Origin of the sequence: Pedobacter africanus (assembly GCF_900176535.1) — a bacterium.
Classification (GTDB): domain Bacteria; phylum Bacteroidota; class Bacteroidia; order Sphingobacteriales; family Sphingobacteriaceae; genus Pedobacter; species Pedobacter africanus.
Map to the genome: position 1 here is coordinate 446,324 of NZ_FWXT01000001.1, position 25,609 is coordinate 471,932.

A 25,609-nucleotide genomic window follows, 5' to 3' on the forward strand; every position below is an offset into this window, starting at 1 on the left:
GCTGATTTCACGCTATTCCTCTCTCTCCCCTACGGGGATCTCTCCTCAGAGAGGAGAGAGACGGGGTGTATAAAAAGTTTAACACAAAGTTGGAACAGCTTCGCAAAACACATGCCCTTTTGCGAACAAAGCCCTATTCTGCCCCAACCCTGTTACGAAATTGGGTATAACGAAGCATCAGCAAGTATTTATAACTAAGCGTTAAAATGCCTTCCTATAGTTTCCAAAACTTCCGCATCAATATGCCCATTAGTAGCTAAAATCTCCCTTTTCACTATGAATTCATCTCCCCCATCAAAATTCATGATCTGTCCGCCGGCCTGTTGCACCAGGTAAGCTCCTGCAGCCACGTCCCATGAGTTGAGATTATATTCAAAGAAAGCATCGAACCTGCCGCAGGCCACATAGGCCAGATCAACAGCGGCCGAACCGATACGCCGCAAACCGTGGCACCTGCGCATCATCTCTGCAAACAGCTCCATATACTGCGCCTGCTTGTCAAACTGATGGTACGGAAATCCGGTGGCCAGCAGGCAACCCGAAAGTTTGTCCCTCGAAGAAACCCTGATGGGCTTATTGTTCAGAAATGCAGGCCCTCCTTTATGGGTATAGAACATCTCTCCGCGATTGATCTCGTACACTACGCCTATTACCGGCTTGTCTTCTTCGTACAAGGCAATGCTGATGGCATAGGTGGGTATGCCGTGAATAAAATTGGTGGTGCCATCAAGTGGATCAATGATCCAGTTGTATACAGTCCCTTTACTGTTAATCGTTTCCTCTTCTGTGGTAAAACCAGCTTCAGGCAACAATTTGGTCAGGTTCCTCACCAGCTGTTTTTCAGCATTCTTATCCACGTAAGAGACCAGGTCGTTCAGACCTTTGAACTCGATGGCACTGGCATCGAAATTCATGGATTCTTTTCTGATAAAATTGCCGGTAAGCCTGGCTATGGCAATTACCTTAGCACACAATATTTCGTAGTTCAAATCTGATAGATTTTAATAGTTGGCCAGTTTTTCTTTATTTTTTACTGAATAGGCTACAAGAAGCAGACCAGAAAGGAACAGCAGACTGGAGATCAGTTCTGCCTGGGTAAAACGGATACCTGCCACCTCGTATTTGGTATTTACCCTGATCAACTCTATAAAAAAGCGCTCCAGACCATTCAGCATTAAATAAATACCAAACATCATTCCTGGTGATTTAATGCGGTCGCGCAGTTTCCATAAGATCAGGAAAAGGATAAAGCAAACTACAACCTCATAAATAGGTGTAGGATATACCGGCATCGGAAGTTCATTACAGAATTTGCCCACACAGCCCGCAATACGTTCGCCTTCGTTGGCCACGTTATTTGGATAGGTATAGCCCCATAGCCAGTCGGGAATCCAGCTGGCAGGTTTTGGATGCACATTTACAATGCCCCAATCCCCGTCGCCCGACATGTGACAGCCGATACGGCCAACACTGTAAGCCAGCATCATCCCCGGTCCGCCAATGTCCAGCATATGCAGCGGTTTGATGCCATTTTTACGGGCTATGTACAGCACCGCGGCACCACCACAGATCAGTCCACCGTAAAAAGTCAGCCCGCTAAAAGAAAGCAGACTGTTTATAGGGTCCTGTACAAAAGTGTCCCAGTGTTCCAGATTATCGAATATTTTGGCCCCTAAAAAGCCCCATACTGCAGCCCACACAATCAGGCTGCCCATCAGTTCATAAGGGTGCTGGGTTACTTCTACCGTTTTAGGCTTAGGCAACTTTACTTTGTTCTTTTCCTGGTAATCCCAATAGGCAAACAAACCTGCAAAGAACAGTCCACCCAATATATTCCCTTTGGCAGAAAGCAGTACCGTTTGGGCATCATTAACAAAAAGCTTATAATTTAAAAAAGCATAAACCAGTTTATAGCCGATCAGAAAACCAAAAATACCGTTAGATATCAACTCCAGGGTACTGGCAGGTTTACCTACAGTTACCGTCTTCTTTACAGGATGTAAAATACCAAGGGCTTCTTTACGCTTAAATTCTTTGGTAAAGGCCCAGTAACCGGCAATAAAGGCCAGTGCTACAAAAACGCCGAAAGTGTTAAATGGAAGCGGAACCTGTATACCAAAAAGGTATTCTATAAAATGAGATACGGTAGGAAACATATATGAAAAAAAGTTTTATGCGAATATAGGATTAATGCGCTAATACTTCTTCTGTTTCTGCAACTTCTACCTCTCCATCGGCAGTTAGTGCTACCAGCTTAACGGTTTTGATCTCATTAACCATTACAGGATCATATTTCGCCCTTACCTTAACATAGTTTTTGGTAAAGCCGTGCATAAATCCGCTCTTCTGGTCATCCTCAAAAAGTACTTCGCCAACAGCACCCAGCTGAGCCTCGTAAAAGGCCCTTCTCTTTTTATCAGAAAGAATATGCAGCATCTTGCTCCGGTCAGCACGGGTACTGCCTGCTACCCGGCCTTTCATTTCGGCTGCCGGGGTCTGCTCGCGTTCAGAATAGGTAAACACATGCAGATAAGAAACATCCAATTCATTCAGGAATTGATAGGTATCCAGGAAATCTTCCTGTGTTTCGCCCGGGAACCCTACAATTACATCTACCCCAATACAGCAGTTGGGCATTACTGCCTTTATTTTGGCTACACGCTCTGTGTACAGCTCGCGCTGATAACGTCTGCGCATCAATCCAAGGATTTTGTTGGAGCCCGACTGCAGCGGAATATGGAAATGCGGCACAAATCTTTTTGAGGAAGCCACGAATTCTATGATCTCATTGCTTAGCAGATTGGGTTCTATAGACGAAATCCTGATTCTTTCTATACCTTCAACTTCATCCAGCGCTTTTACCAGGTCGAAAAATTTATCTTCCCGCTGCCCATTCCTGATGCCAAAATCGCCCAGATTTACCCCGGTAAGCACAATTTCTTTTACACCGCTTTCGGCGATCTGCCTGGCGCGGCCGAGTACATTTTCTATGGTATCACTCCGGCTTCCACCCCTGGCAAGCGGAATGGTACAATACGTACAAGGGTAATCACATCCATCCTGTACCTTCAAAAAGGTACGGGTGCGGTCGCCAATAGAATAAGCAGCAATAAAGTTATGGTTTACCTTTTCAATGTTCTGCTGGTGGACCACAGCTTTAGGTTGTTTGGTCAGGTCTGAAATGTATTCTACAATCCTGAACTTTTCAGCAGCACCTAAAACCATATCCACACCTTCTATCTCGGCAATTTCGGTTGGTTTTAACTGGGCATAGCAACCTACAATGGTAACATAGGCATGGGGTGCATACTTCAGCGCTTCCTTAACAACCTTGCGGCATTTTTTATCAGCATGCTCCGTAACAGAACAGGTATTGATCACATATACATCTGCGCCAGCTGTAAAATCCACTACAGCATAACCTGCGTCGGTAAATAGCCTGCCAATTGTTGAAGTTTCCGAGAAATTCAACTTACAGCCTAAGGTATAAAATGCAACTTTCTTCATTGAATTTGCAAAGATAGGAAAAATCTATTCATTCCAGCGGTAGCTGTCCTGCTCCAGGCCAGCCAGATCAATTACCCGGCTTACTACAGTTTGCGCAACCTCCTCAATGGATTTGGGGATACTGTAAAAAGAAGGGTTTGCAGGACAGATGATTCCGCCTGCTTCCGTAATGGTTTTCATGTTATTGATGTGGATCAGGCTAAAAGGCGTGTCACGCACCACTGCAATGAGTTTCCGGCGCTCTTTTAAGATCACATCTGCCGCCCTTGAGATCAGATCGTTTGAAATTCCCTGCGCTATGCGCCCTAAAGTCCCCATCGAACAGGGAATAATAATCATGGTGTCATATTTTGCAGAACCCGAAGCAAAGGGCGCGTTGAAATCCATTTTTGGATAAAAAGTAAAAGGATAATTGTTGTAATCCTGGTTACCCAACTCAAAGCGCCACACCTCTTTTGCATTGTCTGACATTACTACTCCCACTTGGTCAATCTGATCCGATAACTTCAGCAAATTGTCCAGTAACAGCCTGGCATAGATGGAACCGCTGGCCCCGGTAACCGCAACAATTAGTTTTCTCTTGTTCATAGAAGGGGTAAATATACAGAAGAAGACAATAAAAAAGGGCCGAAAAATTAATTTTCGACCCTACATCTACCTATGAAAAACATACCCTCGAAAGGGTAAGCCCAAATGTAATTATCTTTTTTAATAAATGAAAGTTTAAACACACTTTTTTCAACTCTTTTTCTTCTCATCTCATTTTTTTAGCCCGGCAGAAAAAGTAGCTTACGTCTTCCTCTTGCATCATTAAGCGATTTTGGCATAATCTATAGCGATTTTGTCTTATATTAGGTATTTTTAAAACATTTTTCTATTTTTAAGTCAATACAACTAACCAAATAGAGATGAAGCCTCAACTGCTGAAAGTTTCCAATAACCTGGTAAATTCGTTTAGCGCCAGAAGAGACAGGGTGCCTTATATCAACAACCGCTGGCATTACCATGCCGAAGTAGAACTCATCTATTTTAAGAAAGGCAATGGTACACAGTTTATTGGCGATAGCATTAAGCGTTTCAATTCTGGAGACATTGTGCTGGTTGGTGCACATTTACCGCATTACTGGAAATTTGACGACAGCTACTTTACCGCTGAGGAGGAAGACAACGCCGATGTCGTAGTGGTCCATTTTTGCGAAAACTTCTGGGGCAACCACTTCCTTTCCCTTCCCGAAAATAAGGGCATCCGCTCAACGCTGGAGAAAGCACAGCGCGGGGTTCAGATCAGGGAAAATCATAAAAAACAGATTGGCGAGTTGATGGAACAGATACTGGTAGCTACCGGTCCGGCAAGGATCATCCTGCTGATGGAAGCATTGCTGGCTATTGAAAGCAGTGCACAGGACAAGCCCCTTTCTTCTATAGGCTTCCGCAACGATTTTGAAGAAACAGAGAACGACAGGATCAATGCGATCTACAATTATTCGCTGAACAATTTCAAAAGAAAGATACAGATGGAAGAGATGGCAGCAGTAGCCAACATCAGTCCGAATTCCTTTTGCCGGTATTTTAAATCACGGACCAGAAAAACGTATACACAGTTTATCAGTGAGATCAGGGTTGGACATGCCTGCAAACTGCTGATAGAAGACAACATGAATGTAAAACAGATCTGTTATGAAAGCGGCTTTCATAATTTTGCCAGCTTCCATAAACATTTTAAGATCATTACCGGGCAAAGCCCCCTGTCCTATCAGAAATCTTACCTTAGCAAATAGCTTACCTGATTTTTCGAATGGCCTTTTCGTAAGCCTCGGCATAGCGCATCATCCCGATGTCGTTTGGATGTGTACCATCCACCATGGTGTTGATGTCCTGATTAATCTCGGCTTTCGTCAAAAGATAAATATTTTTCAGGCCCCTGCTTTTCATGGCCTTGAAAGTTTTATCCATTACCGCATTTACCCGTTCATATGCACGCTTCCTTTCCGGATTTAAGCCTTCATCCGTGTAGCCATCGTGTTCAGTAAGTAAAATAGGTACCCCTGGCTTTTTCTTTTGCAACTCGGCAACAGCATATTCAATTCGTTTGTTGATTTCCTCATCCGTAAAATACTCACCGGTCATGTTCGGCAGGCAGTCAAGCACATACAGTTTCGCATCAATTTCGGGCAGCAGATCTACGATTGCCTTTTCCATAGGCCCGTTACCTGAAAATGCCAGGTTAATGAAGGGCTGTTCCAGCTTACGGCTTAAGATAGAACTCCAGACCATACCGGCGCGACTGGCACAGGCCCCCTGGGCAATGGAAGTTCCGTACACCACGATCGGCTTTTGAGGCACCGGCAATGGAACAAAAGTATTTTTTTCCGGAACGCTGATTTCCAACCACTTTACGGAATTGTAAAGGGGAAGATATAAAGTATATTCAGGTTCTTTTATGCCAGCTGCCTGCAACTTGGTAAAACGGTATACAATGGTGTCCTTAAAGGAATAAGCACCCCTTGCCCAAAGCCATTTCCCATCGCCGCCTTTGGCATACAAATCTACCCCACTCACACCTGTTGCCGACATATGCGGCATTTGCAGGTTGCCTTTTACCTGGTATTTCACCACAATCTCTTCCGCATCCGATCTGAAACGCAGGTTCATACCCGTACTGTTTTTCGACAGGTTCCATACCGGCTTACGCACAGCGGCCTCTGCCCTTGCAGGTAAACGATCGTAATAATCCTGAGCCTCTTTAGGCCAGGCCTGTCCGGCTACCATGCTTTTGGCTTCACCTGCAGGGTTCCAGATCTTGTAGTTTTTTTCGGTTTGGGCGAAAGCAGATTTTACAGTAAAAAATAACAGGAAGGCGAAGAATAAATTTGGTTTCATGTGCTTGTCTTAGTGTTTAATCTAAGGTATAAAAAAAGCAGACCAAAAATAGCCTGCTTTTAAAAATAAATTAAAAAGTAGGAATATTACCTGCCCATCCAACCACCATCAACGGTCATCACTGTACCGTGCATATAGTCAGATGCTTTTGAAGCCAGGAACACTATTGGTCCCATAAAATCTTCTGCTTCGCCCCAGCGGCCTGCCGGAATGCGCTCCATAATAGAACGGCTTCGGTTTTCATCAGCCCTTAAAGCCGTGGTATTGTCGGTAGAGATATACCCCGGAGCTATTGCATTTACGTTTACGCCTTTGGCTGCCCATTCATTGGCAAATGCTTTGGTCAGCTGTCCTATTGCGCCTTTGCTTGCCGCATATCCGGGAACGGTAATACCGCCCTGAAAAGTAAGCAATGAAGCTGTAAAGATGATCTTTCCGCTTCCCCTTGCAACCATATCCCTGCCAATTTCCCTGGTCAGGATAAAAGGTGCAGTCTGGTTTACAGCCACTACCTCATCCCAGAATTCATCCGGGTGTTCGGCAATAGGCTTTCTCAGGATAGTTCCTGCATTGTTCACCAGGATATCGATCACCGGATGCTCGGTTTTCACCTGCTCACAAAATGATCTGATCGCCTCACGGTCGTTAAAATTGCACTGATAGGCATAAAACTTCCTACCAAGCGCTGTAACCGACTTTTCTACATCACTGCCACTCAGCTCCAGGTTTGCCGATACCCCAATGATATCTGCACCTGCTTCAGCCAGGGCCTCGGCCATTGCTTTGCCTATACCGCGTTTGCAGCCTGTTACCAAAGCTGTTTTTCCTTTCAGGTTAAATAAATCTAGTACTGCCATTTTCTATTTCTTTTATAGGGTGCTATTGCACGCTCACTTTTAAAGGTTGTTCCAATTGTTTTTTAAAGGTTTCAAGGTATTTGAACCAGGCCGCCGCGTTTGTAATTTCATTGGCCTTGCTCCATGCCGAACCATTGTAGTACACAACAGCCTGATTGTTTTTTGCCGAAGTATAAGTCAGCAAATGCTTTTTATCAGCACCCATAACCACCGGTTCCCCGGTAACGATCGTTCCTACACCAGTAATCCCGTCCGGTCCATGCTGGGGTTCCCAATAACCTAAAATTCCTTTCTGCTCATCCATTAAAATGGTACCAGCTTCTTTTCTTTTTACAATACCCACAGCTACTGGCAGGGCATCACCATTATAAGTATATACAGCCTCTATCCTGTTCATGTGCGATCCGGCGTCGAGTGAAATGGTCTTCGTTACCGTTACAGATTTACCAGCCACATCCCAGGCATCATATCCCAACTGGAAGGTAGTGCGCAGCGGACCATTATCCAGCACTTTCCAGTGGTGATAATTTAAAGGGAAATAAACAGAATCTTTCACTAAGGGAGCAATATCGCCTGCCCCAAGGGTAAGTCCTACACTATAATAATCCATTCCATCTCCATGGTCAGTATGGTAATCACCGGTTTTGTACCAATCGTTGATCACCAGCTTATTTGTTCTTTTCACCCATACATCCGTTCCAAAAGCATTGTCTTTTCTGGTCTCCAACGCCTTTCCGTACATGCGGAAAGCCACTTTGTCGTTCTCCCAGGCAAAGTCATCATAACGCTCAGGCACATAACGGCCATAGGTCTTTTTTACAACAGCTGCCGGTTTACCGGCTACGATCAGCAATTTGCTGCTGGCATTGGCTTTCAGACTAAGCTGCACGAGCAGATTTTGGATGCTCTTTCCTCCGCGCTCTCCACCATGTTCCAGCTGAAAGGGAACCTCCTTTTTTGTTAGCGCACTGATGACTTTAAAATTAGCCGTATCAATGCCCGGATATTTCGCGGTTACAGCTGTCCAGCTTACAGCCACAACTGCATTGTTGCGATCTGCATTTAAGGGGTTGCTTACTGTAATCGTAGCTTTTGCAGCCCCGCTTTGCGCCATTACAGGTACAGACAGTACCGGTAACAGCAATAAAACACCTAATATTCTTTTCATTGTATATTGATCTTTATTATTTCAAATCATTGATTGCACAGTGGTCCATATCTCCATAGTCCAGATTTTCACCAGCCATCCCCCAGATAAAGGTATAATTGCTGGTACCTGCGCCAGAGTGGATAGACCAGTTCGGAGAGATGACGGCCTGTTCGTTCTGCATCCAGATGTGCCTGGTTTCCTGTGGCTCGCCCATAAAATGACAAACGCTTTGGCCTTGCGGCACCTCAAAATAAAAATATACTTCCATCCTTCTGTCGTGTGTATGCGCTGGCATGGTGTTCCATACACTTCCGCTTTTCAGCTCGGTCATTCCCATCTGCAGCTGGCAGGTTGGCAGTACACTGTTCACCAGTAATTTATTGATCACACGGTGATTGGCAGTCTCGGGGCTACCCAATTCAACAATTTCTGCATCCGCCTTTGAAACCTTTTTATTAGGATAGGTATGATGCGCAGGCGCGGAGTTGATATAGAATTTGGCAGGATTACTTTTATCCTCGGATGCAAAGCTTACCGTCTGGGTACCCTTTCCAAGGTACAGCGCCTCTTTAAATTCAAGGTCATAAGTTACCCCATCTGCAACAATCTTACCTTTCGCTCCAACATTAATGATACCCAGTTCCCTCCTTTCCAGAAAATAAGCGGCCTTCAGGTTCTCAGGGTTAGACAATTCCACTGTCTCATTTACCGGCATCACACCACCGGTGATGTAACGGTCGTAATGCGACAAGGTCAGCTTAACGGCATCGGCCTCAAACAGGCTCTCCATTAAAAAATTCTTACGCAAAGCGGCAGTATCAAATTGCTTCGCTTCACCCGGACTTACTGCATAGCGGCTTTCAAAAGATGTTTTCATTATATTGTATTTTTATTTATTGTACTTGTAGACATTCTGCTTACCAGCTGTACGGGAACAACAACAGCCTTGGTGATATACGCAGGTTCGGCCGGATCGCTGTTTAATAGCGCTGTCAGCGCCTCTACAATCCGCTTGCCCACCGTTTCCGGGAACTGTTCTACCGAAGTGATCGGCGGTGTAATAATGGCAGTCCTGGGGTCATTGGAATAACCTGCTACTTTAAGCGCATCCGGTACGGTGATGCCTTTTTCGATGGCAAACTGTATCGCTGCAATGGCTGTGGTATCATTATCTGCAAACAAAGCATCAGGAACCTCCCCGCCCGCAAACATTTCCCGCATGGCACGCATGGCATTTTCTGCACTCAGCTCCTGGTGGAAGATCCAGTCCGGTATCAACTCCAACCCATGCTCTTCCATCGCTTTAGCGAAACCCGCAGCCCGGTCCTGATATAAATTGGAGGTTAGCGGCCCGGAAATGTGTGCTATTTTTTTACATCCGGCCGCAATAAGGTGACTGGTGGCCTGATAAGCCCCGTTAAAATCGTCTCCCTTAACTATTGTGGCCCGGTAAGGTTCAACAGGTACCCGGTCATAAAATATCACCGGGGTACCGTTTTCGGTAAACTTATCAAAATGGCTGAAATCTACGGTCTGAAGGGTGCAAGCAGCAATTAAAGCATCCACCCTCGAAGCGTATAAAGTCTCGGTCAGTTCCCTTTCCATACTTACCGAATCGTTTGACTGGCAGATGATCAGGCTGTACCCCTGTTTATGAAGATCGTTTTGAATCGTAGTAATCACCTCGGCATGAAAAAACATCGAGACCCGCGGTACAATAAGCCCTACAGTCCGGCTTTTGTTGCTCCTCAGGCCCGAGGCCATATGGTTGCGTCGGTACCCGAGCTTAGCGGCCATATCTATGACATCCTTGCGTGTCTTTTCCTTCACATAGGGATGGTTATTTAAAGCACGTGAAATGGTTGCAGGAGAAAGTCTTAATGCTTCTGCAATATCCAGTATGGTATTCTGATAAGTTTTTTTTCCCGTAGCCATAAAAGCAAATATTTGGCAAGCTAACATTTTTTTCAATTACATGAAAACGTTTTCAGAAATTAGCCATTTTGTTACCTGTACTATGACAGCACAGGATGGTCTGATTGTTTTAAAACAGTATATTTAAGCCCAAAACCCTATAATAAATGAACGTAGGCCTATTTATACCTTGCTATATCGACCAGTTTTATCCAAATGCCGCCATTGCCACGCTAAATCTATTAAGCAAACTTGGCATAACAGTAAAATATCCTGTCAACCAGACCTGCTGCGGGCAGCCCATGGCGAACTCTGGTTTCGAACATTTAACCCAGGGATGTAACGATCTTTTCATTGATAACTTTGCTGAATTCGATTATATCGTTTCCCCTTCCGGGAGTTGTGTGCTGCACATTAAAGACCACCTGCATTCGCCTGAAGCGGAAGAAAAAGCATCCGGAATCCGGAAAAAGATATATGAGCTGACGGAATTTTTAACAGATATACTGAAGGTAGAGCAGCTGCCTGCCCGCTTCCCGCATAAGGTAGGCATGCACCAAAGCTGTCATGGACAACGTGGTTTAATGCTTTCGCAGATGACCGAGCTGGTAGATGCCCCTTTTTCCAAGCCCCTGCAGCTGCTGAAAATGGTAGAAGGTCTGGAACTGATTGAACTAAACAGACCCGATGAATGCTGTGGATTCGGGGGAACCTTCTGTGTAGCAGAAGAGGCAGTATCTGTAAAAATGGGCAAAGACCGGGTTGCAGACCACATCAACAATGGCGCAGAATACATCACAGCCGCCGACATGTCCTGTCTGATGCACATGGAAGGCATCCTTCGCCGTCAGCACAGCAACGTAAAGGTTTTGCATATTGCCGAAATATTAAACGCACAATAGTCACCCATTCCAGCAATACATTACTATGAATTCAGGAACAAAAGACCACGCACAATTATCCGACATTTTCAACAAGGACGAAGCAAGGGTAAACTGGCACGACGAGACTTTATGGTTTGTACGTGCCAAACGCGACAAAGCCGCACACAACATACCCGAATGGGAAAACCTGCGGGAAGCTGCTTCCCATATCAAAAACAACGTACTTTCCAACCTGCACGATTATCTGCTCGAGTTTGAAGAAAAAGCACAGCAGAATGGTGTAAAAGTGCATTGGGCAGCCAATGCCGAAGAACACAACCGCATTGTACATGCAATCCTGAAGGGTCACCGGGTAGACCGCCTCATCAAAAGCAAATCCATGCTTACCGAGGAGTGCCACCTGAACGAATACCTGCAGCAAAATGGAATTGAAGTTATTGATACCGACCTTGGTGAACGCATTGTACAGCTGGCCAAAGAACCGCCAAGCCATATCGTACTGCCCTGCATCCATAAAAAGAAAGAAGAGATCGGAGCCCTGTTCCATGAACATCTGGGTACCCCCGAAGGTATGGCCGACCCGCAGTTTTTAACTGCAGCAGCACGTGAACACCTCCGCGAAACATTTTTAACGCGTAAAGCCGCCATTACAGGCGTAAACTTTGCGGTTGCCGAAACCGGAGAATTTGTGGTTTGTACCAACGAGGGGAATGCCGATATGGGCGCACACCTGGCCGATGTGCACATCGCCTGTATGGGTATCGAAAAGATCATCCCCAAAAGAAAGAACCTGGGCGTATTTTTAAGACTGCTCACCCGCAGCGCTACGGGACAACCCATTACCACTTATTCCAGTCACTTTAAAAAACCACGGCCCGGACAGGAAATGCATCTGGTGCTGGTCGACAATGGCCGGACTACCCAGCTGGGGAGGCCCGATTTCAGGAACTCACTCAAATGCATCCGCTGCGCAGCCTGCATGAACACCTGCCCGGTTTACCGACGCAGCGGCGGCCACAGCTACCATACTGCTGTTGCCGGCCCGATTGGCTCCATCCTGGCCCCTAACCTGGACATGAAAGACTATGCCGATCTTCCCTTTGCCTCTACCCTTTGTGGGTCCTGCAGCAATGTATGCCCGGTAAAAATCAATATACATGAACAGCTGTATAAATGGCGACAGGTAATTGTGAAAGAAGGCTACGCCGACCCGAAGAAAAAGATGGCCATGAAAGCAATGGAATTTACACTGTCCAGTCCGGCTATCTACAGAAATGCAGGTAAGGCAGGCAGATGGTTCATGAAACATGCGCCTTTTACCGTAAACAACAAATTAAACCTCTGGTACCAGCACCGCGAAATGCCACAGGTACCGGCACAATCGTTTGGGGAATGGTATAAAAAGAACAAGAAAAATGACTAGCAGAGAACAGATACTGGCCAGGGTGCTGGACAACCAGCCCGACATGAAACCACTTCCGGCCGACCTCCATACAGCATTTCCGGCTGCAAACCCAGTAACCGCATTTGCAACCGTATTAACAGCAATTGGTGGGGCTTTTGTTGAGGTCGCTGATTTCCAGGCAATACAGGAATACATCAAAACACATTTCGGCGGACGCATCGTCTCCACCCTGCCTGAGCTGGCCGGAATATCGGAGCAAGGCTGGGAAAACCAGGACCCGCATAGCTATGCCAATGTAGACCTGGCCATCATCAAAGGCCATTTCGGTGTAGCAGAAAATGCTGCCATCTGGATTACGGAAGACCTGATGCAACAAAGGGCCGTTCCCTTTATCTGCCAGCAGCTGGCCGTGGTGATCAGCAAAAAGGAGATTGTACAAACCATGCACGATGCCTATGTAAATATAGGCACCGCCGATTATGGCTTTGGAAGTTTTATAGCAGGGCCTTCAAAAACAGCCGATATAGAACAGTCGCTCGTGCTGGGTGCGCACGGGCCAAAAGGCATGACGGTTTTTGCGCTGGATTAGTCCTCTACAAAATCAAGATCTTTATGGTGCGTTTCAGGGATGGTCCTGATACAGTAAAAACCAATTCCAAAGCACAGTAAGCCTAAGATACCAGCCGCATGAAGCTCCAGCACATGTGGCTTTAATGTAGTATATATGGTGGTCATCAACACCACTGTACCTCTTACCATGTTGGGAATAGTGGTAGCCGCAGTAGCCCTTACATTGGTACCAAACTGCTCGGCGCCTATCGTCACAAACATTGCCCAATAACCTATGCCAAAACCGATCCACAGGCACATGGCATATAAACCAGTAGCCGAGCTGATGCCACCGTACAGGTAAATGATGGCCCCTATGGCTGTAAAGATCATCAGGTAGGTTACTGCCCTCACTCTCGATTCCAGCCAGTAACTTACCAGTCCGCTCACCAGGTCGCCCGCTGCAAGTCCAACATAACACCACATTACCGCCAGTCCAGGTTTGATCGCTTCGCTGATCCCAAGGGCCTTGCCAAACTCATTGCTGAATGTGGCCAGGATTCCGATCACGTACCAGGTTGGCAAGCCAATTCCGATACATTTGAGGTACAAAACCAGGCGGCTTTTTTTTGTAAAAAAAGAAAGGAAGTTCCCTTTGGCCACATTGTGTTTTTCTTTCATTGCATGGAACATGCCCGACTCAAACACCCCTATCCTTAAAAACAACAGTAAAATACCCATACCCCCGCCAATAAAATAGGCATTCCTCCAGCTAAACAGCTCTACCGTAAAATAACCCACTACTGCACCAAGCAAACCTACACCAGCTACAACCGAGGTGCCAATAGCCCTCAGTCGTTTGGGTAAACTTTCAGACACCAGGGTAATGCCAGCGCCAAGTTCGCCAGCTAAACCTATCCCTGCTATAAAGCGTAATATTTTATAGATGGTAACGTCATGTACAAAACCACAGGCAAAATTGGCTACCGAATAAGTAATAATGGAACCAAACAGCACCGAAAGACGGCCTTTTTTATCGCCAAGGATGCCCCATAAAATCCCACCAAGCAATAAGCCGGTCATCTGCCAGTTTAAAATGCTTGCGCCTTCTATTGAAACAGCAGCCTCATTGAGGCCAAGTTCGGTTAAGCTTGGAATGCGGACTATGCCAAATAAAAGCAAATCGTAGATATCTACAAAATAGCCTAATGAGGCTACAATAACAGGGGCGCTAAACAGATATGCTGCCGCGCTTTTCTCTTTGGTGATGTTGGCCATCTGTATAATTTATAGTTTGGTTTGGTGATTTATAAATGCTAAGATATTTATTTTTATAAATAACTATCATATTCATTTTAAAATTATTTCATAATACCCTTACCTGATTTCTTCTTTACAGTTTAGTAACACTAACATTACCTGCTATTTACATCCTGATAATACTTTCGCAGCTAAACTTAAGAAATAGATATGAGAAGATTTTTACTATTTGCACTTTCTTTAACAATTGGTATTACCAGCTGCAAAAAAGACAAAACCCCAGGTGAAGAGCCCGATTTTTTTGTGAATGAAGACGCGGCTACTTTCGCTGAAATTGGCACAATTGATATTGGCGAAACCGGGGCTGCCGAAATATCTGCCTACGATCCCGAGACCAAAAAGCTCTTTGTGGTAAAAAATGAGAACGAGGGTCTGCCAAACCAGGTTAACCGCATCGAAGTAATCGATTTCAAGAATCCTTCAGCAATGACAGTCATCAGCGACATTGGCATGGAGCCATTTGGTGGTGCAGTAAACAGTCTGACCGTACACTCCGGTAAGCTTGCGGCCGCTATACAAGCCGGAGATAAAACGGCTAACGGTAAAATAGTGGTATTTAAAACCAGTGACCACAGCGTCATCAGTCAGGTTACAGTAGGTGCCTTGCCGGATATGGTTACTTTCTCGCCGGATGGCAAATACATCATGAGCGCCAACGAGGGCGAACCAAATGCAACATACACCATCGATCCGGAAGGCAGCGTATCCATCATTTCAGTAAATGAAAATTACGCCGTCACCACAGTAAACTTCTCCTCCATGGCCAGCCAGCAAAATGCACTGATGCAGAAAGGCTTTCGCATCTTTGGCCCCAACAGTACATTTGTGAAAGACATAGAACCGGAATACATCACTATATCTTCAGATTCCAAAACCGCCTGGGTAACCCTGCAGGAGAACAACGGCATCGCTAAAATAGATATCCCTTCCAAAACCATCAGCAATATTTTTCCGCTAGGCTTTAAAGACTATAGCCTTGATGGCACTGAAATAGACCCTACCGACGACAACAAGGCCTATGCTGCAGCAAAATGGCCAGTAAAAGGAATTTATATGCCAGATGCCATTGCTGTATTGGAAAGCAACGGCATTCCATATTTGTTTACAGCTAATGAGGGCGATGCCCGTGAGTACGACACTTTTGTAGAGGTAAAACGGGTAAAAGACAAAACCATTACGCTAGATCCAACTAAGTTTCCTGACTGGGCCGAGCTGAAGAAAGATGGCAAACTAGGAAGGCTTAACATAACCACTACCCTAGGTGATATTGATGGAGATGGAGATCTGGATGAACTGTACTCGCTTGGTGCCCGGTCTTTCAGTGTATGGAACGGAAGCAACGGCAGTCTGGTATTCGACAGTAAAAACGAGCTTGACAAGAAAACAGTTGAAGCAGAAACCTATGATGATGGCAGAAGTGACGATAAAAGCGTAGAGCCTGAAGGCATAGCGATTGGTACAGTCGGTAATAAAAAAGTAGCCTTTGTAGGCATGGAACGTGCAGATGCAGTAGCTGTTTATGATCTGACAAATCCTGCCAGTCCGGTGTTCCTTAAACTGTTGAAATGCGGAGATGCACCTGAAGGTTTACTCTTCATCCCGGCCAAAGACAGTCCGACCAAAAAAAGCCTGCTTGTGGTCAGTAGCGAAGGCGATGGGGTAGTAAAAGTATACACACCTAAAACGATCGGTTAATGCAATTAAAAAGCCATGACATTCATCATGGCTTTCTTTTTTAAATCTGCCACAAAAAATCTTTTGGATAATTCATTTTAATCCCTATATTTGGTTAACCAATAATTGGTCGACCAAATATAGCATATGAAATCATTTATAGAGACCATCCGGTCCATAGAAGTAGAATCACCGGTAGACAAGATCATAGGTCAGCTGAAACAACTGATTACCAGCGGACAATTGCAGCCTGGCGATCGTTTGCCAGCTGAGAGAATCCTTGCCGAAAAATTCGGTGTGGGTCGCAGCTACGTACGTGAAGCCATATTAAAGCTTGAATTTTACGGATTGCTCAGAACAAACCCTCAAAGCGGAACGTATGTATCTGGGCTGAGCATTAAGGTACTGGACAACATCATTACCGACATCATCAAGTTTAACAAAGAAGATTTTAACGCACTCTTGGAAGCAAGGTATTATCTGGAACTGGATGCAGTAAAATTGGCCGCAGAAAGAAGGACCGAGCAGGACCTCATTAACCTGAAGGAAGCCATGCTTGATTACGAGACCAAAACCAATAACAACCAGGATGCAGTTGAGGAAGACATGCTTTTCCACATCGCCATAGCCAGGGCATCAAAAAATTCTGTGATTGAATCCATGATCCTGATCCTGATACCAGACCTCATTAAAAGTATTGTAGAAAGTAAAATTTGTGGCGACAACCGTGGCAAACTGGCCATGGCCGAGCATAGAAATATATTAACAGCCATAGAAAACCAGGATATTGATGCTGCCGAAAATGCGGTAGCCGCACACCTTAACGATATGTTCCAGATTAGCAGAGCCGGATTTTCTGCTCAAAGAATAATTAATGACCAGTAAGTAAGAACGATTCCCTTTTCTTTAAACAAATATGAACTACTTAAAAAAGTTGGTAATGGCATTGTTTTGTCTGATGTTATCCCCGTCCTTGATGGCGCAGGAACATCCGGGCATCATGCTGACCAAAAAAAATATTGAAGCTGTTAGAAAGGGAACACTAACCTACCCCCTGCTCAAAAAGTCATGGCTGAAAGTAAAGGCCGATGCAGATAAAGCTTTAACTGAGACCATTGAGGTACCTACCCCTAAAGATGCAGGTGGCGGTGCTACACATGAACAGCATAAAAAAAACTACACCAATATTTTGAACTGCGGTATTGCCTACCAGATCTCGGGTGACAAAAAATATGCCGCATATGTAGAAAACATACTGCTCAAATACGCGGCCGATTATAACAAATGGCCGCTGCACCCCAAAAGAAAAGAGAACCACCCGGCCGGCAGAATCTTCTGGCAAAGCCTGAATGATTTTGTATGGCAGGTGTACACCATACAGGGTTACGATATGGCTTACGATGCCATCTCTCCTAAAAACAGGGAAACCATTACCAAAGGCCTCTTTGAGCCCATCCTTAAGTTCTTTACTATAGATTGTAAAGATACCTTCGACAAGATCCATAACCACGGTACCTGGGACATTGCTGCAGTAGGCATGACCGGCTATGTACTGAACAAGCCTGAGTATGTAGAAAAAGCGATCAAAGGTTCTGCAAAAGATGGCAAAACAGGTTACCTGGCCCAGATAGACCAGCTGTTTTCAACCGATGGCTATTATACTGAAGGTCCTTATTACCAAAGATATGCCCTGCTGCCCTTTGTCATTTTTGCAAAGGCCATCAACAATTTCCAGCCGGGCTTAAAGATATTCGAATACAGAGACCAGCTGCTGGCCAAAGCCATCAACACCTCCCTGCAACTGACCTACACCGATGGGACGTTTTTCCCAATCAATGATGCGATAAAAAGCAAGACCTACGAAACTGCTGAATTGGTATATGGGGTCGACATTGCCTATGCCGACATCAAAGCGGCTCCAGACCTGCTGGATATAGCAGAAAAACAGGACGAGGTGGTTGTATCAGATGCGGGACTTAAAGTAGCGGCCGATCTCCAGGCCGGCAAAGCCAAACCTTTTGCTTACCGGTCGCAATTGATAAAAGATGGTTCAAAAGGTAATGAAGGTGGTTTGGGCATACTGCGTTATGGCAGCAACGACGATCAGCAGGCCCTGCTCATCAAAGCCGCTTCGCAAGGGATGGGACATGGGCATTTCGACCGCCTTAACCTCCTTTATTACGACAACAATACAGAAATATTTCCAGATTACGGAGCCGCCAGGTTCATCAACATCGAATCAAAAAAAGGGGGCGACTACCTGCCAGAAAATAAAACCTGGGCCAAGCAAACGGTTGCTCACAACACTCTGGTGGTCGATCAGACCTCACACTCCAATGGCAATCCGGGTGTAGCACAGCAAAACTATCCTGAGATCTTATACTTTAAAAGCGACAAAAACCTGCAAGCGGTTAGCGCTACCGAACGCCAGGCCTATCCGGGTGTACAAATGACCAGAACATCCGCCCTGCTAAAAGTAGATGCGCTCAAAAAACCGCTTGTAATTGATATTTTCCAGGTACTATCAGACCAGCCCCATCAGTACGACCTTCCTTTCTGGTACAAGGGGCATATCATTGCCTCATCAGAAAAGATCAGCGCTTTTACAGATCGGCTGATACCCCTTGGCACTAAGGATGGTTACCAGCACATCTGGCTCAATGCTGAACAGCCTGTTGCCCAAAATACGGGTTACCTGGGTATTTTGAATAACAAAAGGTTTTATACGGTCCATTTTGCCAGCGAGAGCAAGTTGAATTTAAAGATACTGAGCCTGGGTGCAAACGACCCCGACTTGAGCCTGATCGAAAGTAAAGCCTTTATGCTTTCGGTCCCAGAGGCCCAAAACCAGGTCTTCTTCAACATCGTAGAAACCCACGGCAATACCAATACCATTAGCGAAACCACTACCGGGGCTACCGCTATGGTTAGCGAGTTAAGGGTCATCAGCAGCAGTAAAGAACAGGTCAGGGTTTCTTTTAAAGTGAAAAACAAACCTTATACTTACCAGATCAATTACAAGAACAAAGAGAATTTTATAAAACTTAATTAATACGCCATGTTACAGAACAATTTATTTCAAATAGATGAAGAAACGCCCTGGGAAGATTTGGGTAACGGGATCAAAAGGCAGATTTATGGTTACGACGATCAGATCATGCTGGTGAAGGCAAAATTTGAGGCCGATGCTGTAGGCGTGCTGCACGAACACCGCCACTCGCAGGTCACCTATGTAGAGAGCGGGGTATTTGAAATGACCATTGGTGATGAAAAAAAGATCATCAAAAAAGGCGATGGCTTTTACGCACCCCCGCATGTATGGCATGGCTGTGTATGCATTAAACCTGGAATTTTAATAGATGTTTTTTCTCCGCACCGCGAAGATTTCCTTAAAAGTTAACCTTATAAGCTAAAATAAGATGAAACATATTACATTAATTTGCTGGCTTTTTTTGGCCAGTCAGACCCTTATTGCCCAGGATTCCGCACAGGTAATCAAAAAAGTAAGCTACCCTGCAGGCTTTACTGAACAGCTTAATGTAGTGTATACCAGGGTAAATGGCTGGGAAGGCAAGCTGGACCTGTACCTGCCGCCGGTAAAAAATGGCGGCAGTCCGCTGGTCATCAATATCCATGGCGGCGGCTGGAACAAGGGCAACAAAGAATCCCAGACGGGCTTTGGCGACTTCTTTAAAAGAGGCTACGCAGTTGCCAATATTGCCTACCGCTTAACCGGTGTAGCTACTGCTCCGGCGGCTGTGGAAGACACCCGATGCGCCCTGATCTACCTGATCAGCAATGCTAAAAAACTGAACATTAACCCCAATAAGATCGTCATTATGGGTGGTTCTGCTGGTGGGCACCTTGCCTTAATGGGTGGGTTGCTCGAAAACGACCACATTTTTGATACCAATTGCAGGGGCATAGAAAACATTAAAGTTGCAGCCATTATCGATAAATATGGCATAACCGATGTGTGGGACTGGGGATATGGCCCCATAAAAACCAGCAAATCGGCCACCGCCTGGCTGGGCGATAAGGCAAAGGATAAAGACTTCGCTAGGTCTGTCTCCCCACTTTACCAGGTTAAGAAGACAAGTCCGCCGGTATTTATTGTGCACGGCGATGCCGACCCCATTGTACCTTACCAGCAGTCTGTTGCCCTTAAGGCAAAACTAGACGAGCTGGGCGTAAAAAATGAGTTCATTACTGTGAAAGGCGGACAGCATGGCAAGTTCTCTTCTGAAGACAACAAGATGGTGAACGCTAAAATTATGGACTTTCTGAAAGGGCTTGGCTTATGAAAGTTCAAGGACTAAGGTGGTATATCATAGCGTTGATTGCGGTGGCAACGGTGATCAATTACATTGACCGCAGCGCCATCAACATCATGTGGCCCTACATCTATAAGGAATTTGGCATTGCAGATGCCGACAATAAAAGTGCGCTTGCCCTCATTACCACTTTTTTTATGATTGCCTATGCACTGGGGCAAACCTTTACCGGTAAGCTGATGGATGCGGTGGGCACACGACTGGGTATGACCATTTCTATCATCAGCTGGAGCGTTTCCATTGCCCTGCATGCCTTCGCGCGTACGCTTTTGTCATTCAACATTTTCAGGTTCCTCCTGGGCTTTTCAGAGGCGGGCAACTGGCCTGGTGCCACCAAAAGCAATGCAGAGTGGTTCCCTCCTAAAGAAAGGGCTATAGCCCAGGGCATCTTTGGTGCAGGTGCCTCACTCGGTTCAGTGGTATCGGCACCTGTTATTGCCCTGCTGTATATAGCCTTTGGCTGGAAAATGACCTTTGTGCTGATTGCGGCACTGGGACTGATCTGGGTGATCCCCTGGTTGATGATCAACAAGGCTGCCCCAGATAAACACCCATGGCTTACTGAAAAAGAAAAGCAGCACATTTTGGATACCGACCTGCAGGACAGCAAACAAGCCGTAGCTACAAAGGTGCTGAGCTGGAAAGAACTGCTGAAATTCAGGAATACCTGGGGCATCATCAGCGGCAGGTTTTTTATAGACCCGGTATGGTGGCTGTTCGTGACCTGGCTGCCTACTTTCTTAAAAGAGCAGTTTTTGTTCGATATCAAACAGATTGGTGCCTTTACCTGGCTGCCCTACCTCTTTGCTGCCATAGGCAGTCTGGCCGGTGGCTACCATTCTTCCCGGCAGGTAAAACGGGGCCTTAATGCGGTGAAGGCCAGAAAAAATTCCATTACGCTGGGTTGCATCGTTATGCTGGCTTCACTAACGGTCATTGTTTATTTCCTGGACGGATTGAAAGATAGCCCTACACTGGCTATGGTGCTCATAGGTACTACCCTGTTTGGCTTTCAGTTCCTGATCGGCAACATACAGACCCTCCCCAGCGATTATTTCCATGGCAAAAACGTGGGTACTGTAGCAGGCATGGGCGGCACTGCAGCGGTAGCAGGCACATTGCTCACTACCTGGGCTGTCCCTATCATCACCAAAACAAGTTATGTATCCTTTTTTGTACTGGCAGCAGTGCTGGTACCCATCACATGGATATGCATCAAATACATCACAGCTAAAAAAGTAATTCATCAATAAATATTCAGAATATGCGTTTAAAAAATAAAATTGCAATAGTAACCGGCGGGTCAAGGGATATCGGCAGGGCAGTTTCAGTCCAACTGGCCCAGGAAGGGGCCAAAGTGGTCATCAATTACCACAGCAATGCTGCCAATGCAGAAGAAACCTTAAAAATGATAAAGGACAATGGCGGCGAAGCCATTATTGTTAAAGGCGATGTAACCAGATCGGCCGATGTGACCCAGCTGGTAGCCGCAGCAAGGGAAGCCTTTGGCGATGAGATCCACATCCTGGCCAATGTTGCAGGCGGCATGGTGGCAAGGAAACCTACCCTTGAGCTCGACGAAGCCTTCTGGGACGAGGTGATGGCCCTGAACCTGAAAAGTGTATACCTGGCCTGCAAAGCCTGCATTCCCTACATGACATCGGGCGCAGCTATAGTCAATCTTTCTTCCCTGGCGGGAAGGGACGGCGGCGGACCAGGCGCCAGTGCCTATGCTACGGCAAAAGGTGGGATCATGACCTATACCCGTTCCCTGGCCAAGGAGCTCGGACCTAAAAATATCCGCGTAAATGCGGTACTGCCGGGAATGATTGCCACTACTTTCCACGATACTTTCAGTAAGCCCGAGGTAAGGGTTAACGTAGCCAACGCTACCTTGCTGAAGCGGGAAGGGACGGCATCGGAAGTGGCCGACCTGGTGGTGTACCTGGCTTCCGATCAATCCAGCTACATTACAGGTGCCAACATTGACATCAATGGCGGCCTGAATTTTTCTTAACCTAAAAATACTTGCAGGAGGTCTAAGCCTCCTGCATTACCAAATATAAATCCATATCGTTATGAATTCGAAAGTTTACTTACGGGGTATACTCCCCATTGTATTGTCCTGTTTTTTGTTTTTGGAACCGGCATTCTCTCAAACCAAAGTAACTGTTCAGGGTATTGTTAAAGACGAACAGGGCGGTGTACTGCCCGGTGCATCTGTTACCGTACAAGGCAGCAAGCAAGGTACTGTAGCCGACGAGAAGGGCGCATTTTCACTGAGCGTGGAAACCGGTCAGATCCTGCTTATCAATTACCTGGGTTATCAGCCCAAAACCTATGCTGTAACCAAAACCGAAAACATTACCATCAGCCTGGAACCACAGGAAAATACCATGAACACTGTAGTAGTGATTGGTTATGGAACGCAAAAGAAATCTTCGGTTACCGGCTCGGTTGCCAAGCTCAACAACGACAACCTGAACCAGATTCCGGTTTCCAGGGCCGATCAGGCGCTGGCCGGTAAACTTGCCGGTGTGCAGATCCAAACTACAGACGCCACCGCAGGTGCTGCTCCGGTCATCAAGATCCGTGGTGCCGCCTCCATTACTGCGGGTACCAATCCGCTCATCGTCATTGATGGTTACCCGGTACCTACCGACCTCTCGGCAGTTGACATGAACAATGTGGAAAGTATAGAGGTATTGAAAGATGCGGCATCGGCAGCCATCTATGGCTCGCGCGGTGCAAATGGGGTTATCCTCATCACTACTAAATCCGGTAAAAACGGTAAAACGGTAGTGGGCTTAAATACTTCCGCCGGTTTTAAAGATGTGTACCGCAGGCTCGACTTTCCTACCCTTTCTCAATGGGCAGCTCATGTCAAATCGGTTAACAATGGGAACCTGTCGGCCGAAATTATTGCTGCACAGCAATATGATGTACCGCTAGATCCTCAGGATATTGTTTTCAGAAAAGGGGCTTTTCAAAACCTGCAGGCCAATGTAAGCGGTGGCAGCGACAACGTTAAATACTACGTTTCGGGCGAAGCAGTTCTGGATAAGGGCGTTATTGTAACCAACGATTACAAACGCTACGGCGGACAAGCCAATGTAGACATTACGCCGAACAAGAAATGGAAGATCGGCATCAGCCTTACCCCTTCCTACACCGTGCAGCAAACCCCGAATTATAAAATACACGACCTGCTGCGGAGCTTTGCTACCTGGCTGCCGCTCTATGCTACGGAAAGCATATCGCAGGCCACCGGTTTACCGGTAGGTAACCTGGTACACCAGCGTGCATTTGACCCCGCGGCCAATACCCGCTACAAAGGCATTAACCTTTCGGCTACAGCCAATAACAACGGCTACGCCAATTTGTATGGTATCGACAACACCACTTATACCGTAAAAACGCTGGCCAATGCCAATGTACAGTACAACTTTACCGAAGCGCTTTCCCTGAAAGTATCGGGTGGTGCATTCATCAACAATTCCAGAAATGAGTTCTTCCAGAAATCATGGGCAACGCGCGATCCTTTCCTGCAGGGCGCAGCAGTGGCACAGGCCTCTACCCGGGGCACACTCGCCAATACACAGACCATCGATGTATTGAACGAAAACATACTGAACTATACCAAAAGCTTTGGTAAGCATGATCTCAATGTAATTGCAGGTTTTACCGCACAATCTACTAAAATCAGCAGCAGCAATTCTGCAGCTACCAATTTTGCGACAGACGATATCCCTACCCTTAACGCCGGAACCTTAAGCTCCCTGAGCTCAACAGAAGAGCGTAGTGCGCTGGCCTCGGTGCTGTTCAGGGCAAACTATGCTTACGACAACAAATACCTTTTGTCTGTAGGCTCCCGCTGGGACGGCAGTTCCAGGTTTGGGCAGGACAACCGCTGGGGTTACTTCCCTTCAGCATCCCTGGGATGGCGGGTAAGCAATGAAGGTTTTTATCCTGCAGCAGCTTTTGTGAACGATTTAAAAATAAGGGCAAGTTATGGTGCCACAGGCAACAACAACATCGGGAATTACAGGGCCTTTGCCAACGTAAATACCGTAGGTGCCATACTGGGTGATGCCACCAGCCTGGGCTTCAACTCCAGCTTTTACGATAACCCCAACCTGGGCTGGGAACGCAGCTTCAGCTTCAATGCCGGTGCCGACCTCGCCTTCATGAAAAACAGGTTTACCTTAACGGTAGATGCCTACCGCTCTACCACCAAAGACCTGCTCTTCTTCCTGCCCATCAACACCATTACCGGAAGCAACGGAGTGTGGACCAACGTGGGAGAAGTGGAAAACCAGGGACTGGAAATTGAGCTGGGTGCAAAGATCATTGATCAGGAAAACTTCAAATGGAGTGTAAGTGCCAATGGGGCAACAAACAAAAACAAAGTAAAAGCCCTAGGCAACAGCAATTCTATTATTGGTGTGGGCGATCCAAAAAGGCCCAACTATTTTCTGGCACAGGTGGGCCAGCCGCTGGTCCAGTTCTATGGCTATGAGTACGACAGTGATATTGAGGTAGGGGGAAATTTCTGGCCTACCAATGTGCACTCCGACCGCGTCATTGCCCGCGACATCAATAACGACGGTGTGGTTAACGATCTGGACCGCGTGGTACTTGGGCAACCTACCCCGAAGTTTACCTGGGGACTGACCAGTAACCTCAAATACAAAGATTTTGATTTGAGCTTTGTATTACAAGGGTCGCAGGGCGCCAGTGTGTTCAATGCTGACCCTAATTATTACGAAACCCAGTTCTCGGCCACGGGTACTTCGGCTTATCTGAGCCTTCCTGCCAACCTGCAGGCCAAAACCAAATACAAAACCGAAAGCCGTTATGCCATAGAAGATGCTTCATTCATCGCCCTGCGCAACCTAAATGTAGGTTATACCCTGAATGCAAAATGGTTGAGCGCCATTAAGGCCAGCAACCTGCGGGTTTACGTATCTACGGCCAACCTGTGGTACAAATTTGCCAAAGGTTATTCCAGCTACAACCCTGAAGGAGTGAACGAATATACCGACGACCCTTTAAAAAATGGCTATCAGCGTGGATCGGCGCCGGTGACCAGAAACATCACTTTTGGTATCAATGCTAACTTTTAAACTTACGGA

General features: G+C 46.2%; 22 protein-coding genes. 12 read left to right on the forward strand and 10 right to left on the reverse strand.

The features are described 5' to 3' along the window. Positions 1-194 precede the first annotated feature (194 nt). Genes B9A91_RS01560 through B9A91_RS01575 form a run of 4 tightly spaced genes read right to left on the reverse strand, consistent with a single transcriptional unit; the run spans position 195 to position 4,095 of the window. Complete coding sequence (locus tag B9A91_RS01560) at positions 195-989, reverse strand: inositol monophosphatase family protein (protein WP_084236667.1); 795 nt, start codon at positions 987-989, stop codon at positions 195-197. Between the two features lie 12 nt (positions 990-1,001). After that, positions 1,002-2,156 (reverse strand): prolipoprotein diacylglyceryl transferase, encoded by a 1,155-nt coding sequence (locus B9A91_RS01565; protein WP_084236668.1) that lies wholly within the window; start codon positions 2,154-2,156, stop codon positions 1,002-1,004. A gap of 31 nt (positions 2,157-2,187) precedes the next feature. Beyond that, positions 2,188-3,507 (reverse strand): tRNA (N(6)-L-threonylcarbamoyladenosine(37)-C(2))-methylthiotransferase MtaB, encoded by a 1,320-nt coding sequence (mtaB, locus tag B9A91_RS01570; RefSeq protein ID WP_084236669.1) that lies wholly within the window; start codon positions 3,505-3,507, stop codon positions 2,188-2,190. A gap of 24 nt (positions 3,508-3,531) precedes the next feature. Further along, positions 3,532-4,095 (reverse strand): UbiX family flavin prenyltransferase, encoded by a 564-nt coding sequence (locus B9A91_RS01575; protein ID WP_084236670.1) that lies wholly within the window; start codon positions 4,093-4,095, stop codon positions 3,532-3,534. Positions 4,096-4,415: 320 nt separating this feature from the next. Between B9A91_RS01575 and B9A91_RS01580 the strand changes: the two genes are divergently transcribed. Continuing rightward, positions 4,416-5,285, forward strand: coding sequence for an AraC family transcriptional regulator (locus B9A91_RS01580; RefSeq protein WP_084236671.1), 870 nt, complete (start codon positions 4,416-4,418; stop codon positions 5,283-5,285). A 1-nt stretch (position 5,286) separates the two neighbouring features. Here the strand turns inward: B9A91_RS01580 and B9A91_RS01585 are convergent, their stop codons facing one another. The 5 genes from B9A91_RS01585 to B9A91_RS01605 all read right to left on the reverse strand — a co-directional run bounded on the left by B9A91_RS01585 (position 5,287) and on the right by B9A91_RS01605 (position 10,329). Then, entirely contained in the window at positions 5,287-6,387 is a 1,101-nt protein-coding gene (locus B9A91_RS01585; protein ID WP_084236672.1) for an SGNH/GDSL hydrolase family protein, read from the reverse strand. A gap of 86 nt (positions 6,388-6,473) precedes the next feature. Then, positions 6,474-7,244, reverse strand: a complete 771-nt coding sequence (locus tag B9A91_RS01590; RefSeq protein ID WP_084236673.1) for an SDR family NAD(P)-dependent oxidoreductase — start codon at positions 7,242-7,244, stop codon at positions 6,474-6,476. Between the two features lie 22 nt (positions 7,245-7,266). Beyond that, positions 7,267-8,412: a DUF4861 family protein gene (locus B9A91_RS01595; protein WP_084236674.1), complete on the reverse strand. Its 1,146-nt coding sequence runs from the start codon at positions 8,410-8,412 to the stop codon at positions 7,267-7,269. A 16-nt stretch (positions 8,413-8,428) separates the two neighbouring features. Next, a complete protein-coding gene (kduI, locus tag B9A91_RS01600; RefSeq protein WP_084236675.1) occupies positions 8,429-9,271 on the reverse strand; it encodes a 5-dehydro-4-deoxy-D-glucuronate isomerase in 843 nt (280 codons plus the stop codon). Next, complete coding sequence (locus B9A91_RS01605) at positions 9,271-10,329, reverse strand: LacI family DNA-binding transcriptional regulator (RefSeq protein ID WP_084236676.1); 1,059 nt, start codon at positions 10,327-10,329, stop codon at positions 9,271-9,273. The genes kduI and B9A91_RS01605 overlap by 1 nt, the downstream gene beginning before the upstream one ends. A gap of 146 nt (positions 10,330-10,475) precedes the next feature. On the opposite strand from B9A91_RS01605, the gene B9A91_RS01610 reads away from it, so the two are divergent. The 3 genes from B9A91_RS01610 to B9A91_RS01620 are packed head-to-tail and all read left to right on the forward strand — an operon-like array spanning position 10,476 to position 13,186. Beyond that, entirely contained in the window at positions 10,476-11,210 is a 735-nt protein-coding gene (locus B9A91_RS01610; protein ID WP_084236677.1) for a (Fe-S)-binding protein, read from the forward strand. Between the two features lie 25 nt (positions 11,211-11,235). Further along, positions 11,236-12,615, forward strand: coding sequence for a LutB/LldF family L-lactate oxidation iron-sulfur protein (locus B9A91_RS01615; protein WP_084236678.1), 1,380 nt, complete (start codon positions 11,236-11,238; stop codon positions 12,613-12,615). Then, positions 12,608-13,186 (forward strand): LutC/YkgG family protein, encoded by a 579-nt coding sequence (locus B9A91_RS01620; protein WP_084236679.1) that lies wholly within the window; start codon positions 12,608-12,610, stop codon positions 13,184-13,186. Before B9A91_RS01615 ends, B9A91_RS01620 begins: the two co-directional genes overlap by 8 nt. Here B9A91_RS01620 and B9A91_RS01625 read toward each other — a convergent pair. Next, a complete protein-coding gene (locus tag B9A91_RS01625) occupies positions 13,183-14,424 on the reverse strand; it encodes an MFS transporter (protein ID WP_144008823.1) in 1,242 nt (413 codons plus the stop codon). The two genes, B9A91_RS01620 and B9A91_RS01625, sit on opposite strands and share 4 nt — an antisense overlap. 192 nt (positions 14,425-14,616) lie before the next feature. On the opposite strand from B9A91_RS01625, the gene B9A91_RS01630 reads away from it, so the two are divergent. The 8 genes from B9A91_RS01630 to B9A91_RS01665 all read left to right on the forward strand — a co-directional run bounded on the left by B9A91_RS01630 (position 14,617) and on the right by B9A91_RS01665 (position 25,600). Further along, positions 14,617-16,161, forward strand: a complete 1,545-nt coding sequence (locus B9A91_RS01630) for a choice-of-anchor I family protein (protein ID WP_084236681.1) — start codon at positions 14,617-14,619, stop codon at positions 16,159-16,161. 126 nt (positions 16,162-16,287) lie between these two features. Next, entirely contained in the window at positions 16,288-17,025 is a 738-nt protein-coding gene (locus B9A91_RS01635) for a FadR/GntR family transcriptional regulator (protein WP_084236682.1), read from the forward strand. 31 nt (positions 17,026-17,056) lie between these two features. Beyond that, a complete protein-coding gene (locus B9A91_RS01640) occupies positions 17,057-19,192 on the forward strand; it encodes a heparinase II/III domain-containing protein (protein WP_084236683.1) in 2,136 nt (711 codons plus the stop codon). 6 nt (positions 19,193-19,198) lie between these two features. Next, positions 19,199-19,540 (forward strand): cupin domain-containing protein, encoded by a 342-nt coding sequence (locus tag B9A91_RS01645; protein WP_084236684.1) that lies wholly within the window; start codon positions 19,199-19,201, stop codon positions 19,538-19,540. Between the two features lie 19 nt (positions 19,541-19,559). Then, a complete protein-coding gene (locus tag B9A91_RS01650; RefSeq protein WP_084236685.1) occupies positions 19,560-20,444 on the forward strand; it encodes an alpha/beta hydrolase in 885 nt (294 codons plus the stop codon). Beyond that, positions 20,441-21,727, forward strand: coding sequence for an MFS transporter (locus B9A91_RS01655; RefSeq protein ID WP_084236686.1), 1,287 nt, complete (start codon positions 20,441-20,443; stop codon positions 21,725-21,727). Before B9A91_RS01650 ends, B9A91_RS01655 begins: the two co-directional genes overlap by 4 nt. A gap of 11 nt (positions 21,728-21,738) precedes the next feature. Next, positions 21,739-22,491 carry an SDR family NAD(P)-dependent oxidoreductase gene (locus B9A91_RS01660; protein ID WP_084236687.1) on the forward strand — a complete coding sequence of 251 codons (753 nt, stop codon included), beginning with the start codon at positions 21,739-21,741 and terminating at the stop codon, positions 22,489-22,491. Between the two features lie 61 nt (positions 22,492-22,552). Then, complete coding sequence (locus tag B9A91_RS01665) at positions 22,553-25,600, forward strand: SusC/RagA family TonB-linked outer membrane protein (RefSeq protein ID WP_084236688.1); 3,048 nt, start codon at positions 22,553-22,555, stop codon at positions 25,598-25,600. Positions 25,601-25,609: the final 9 nt, after the last annotated feature.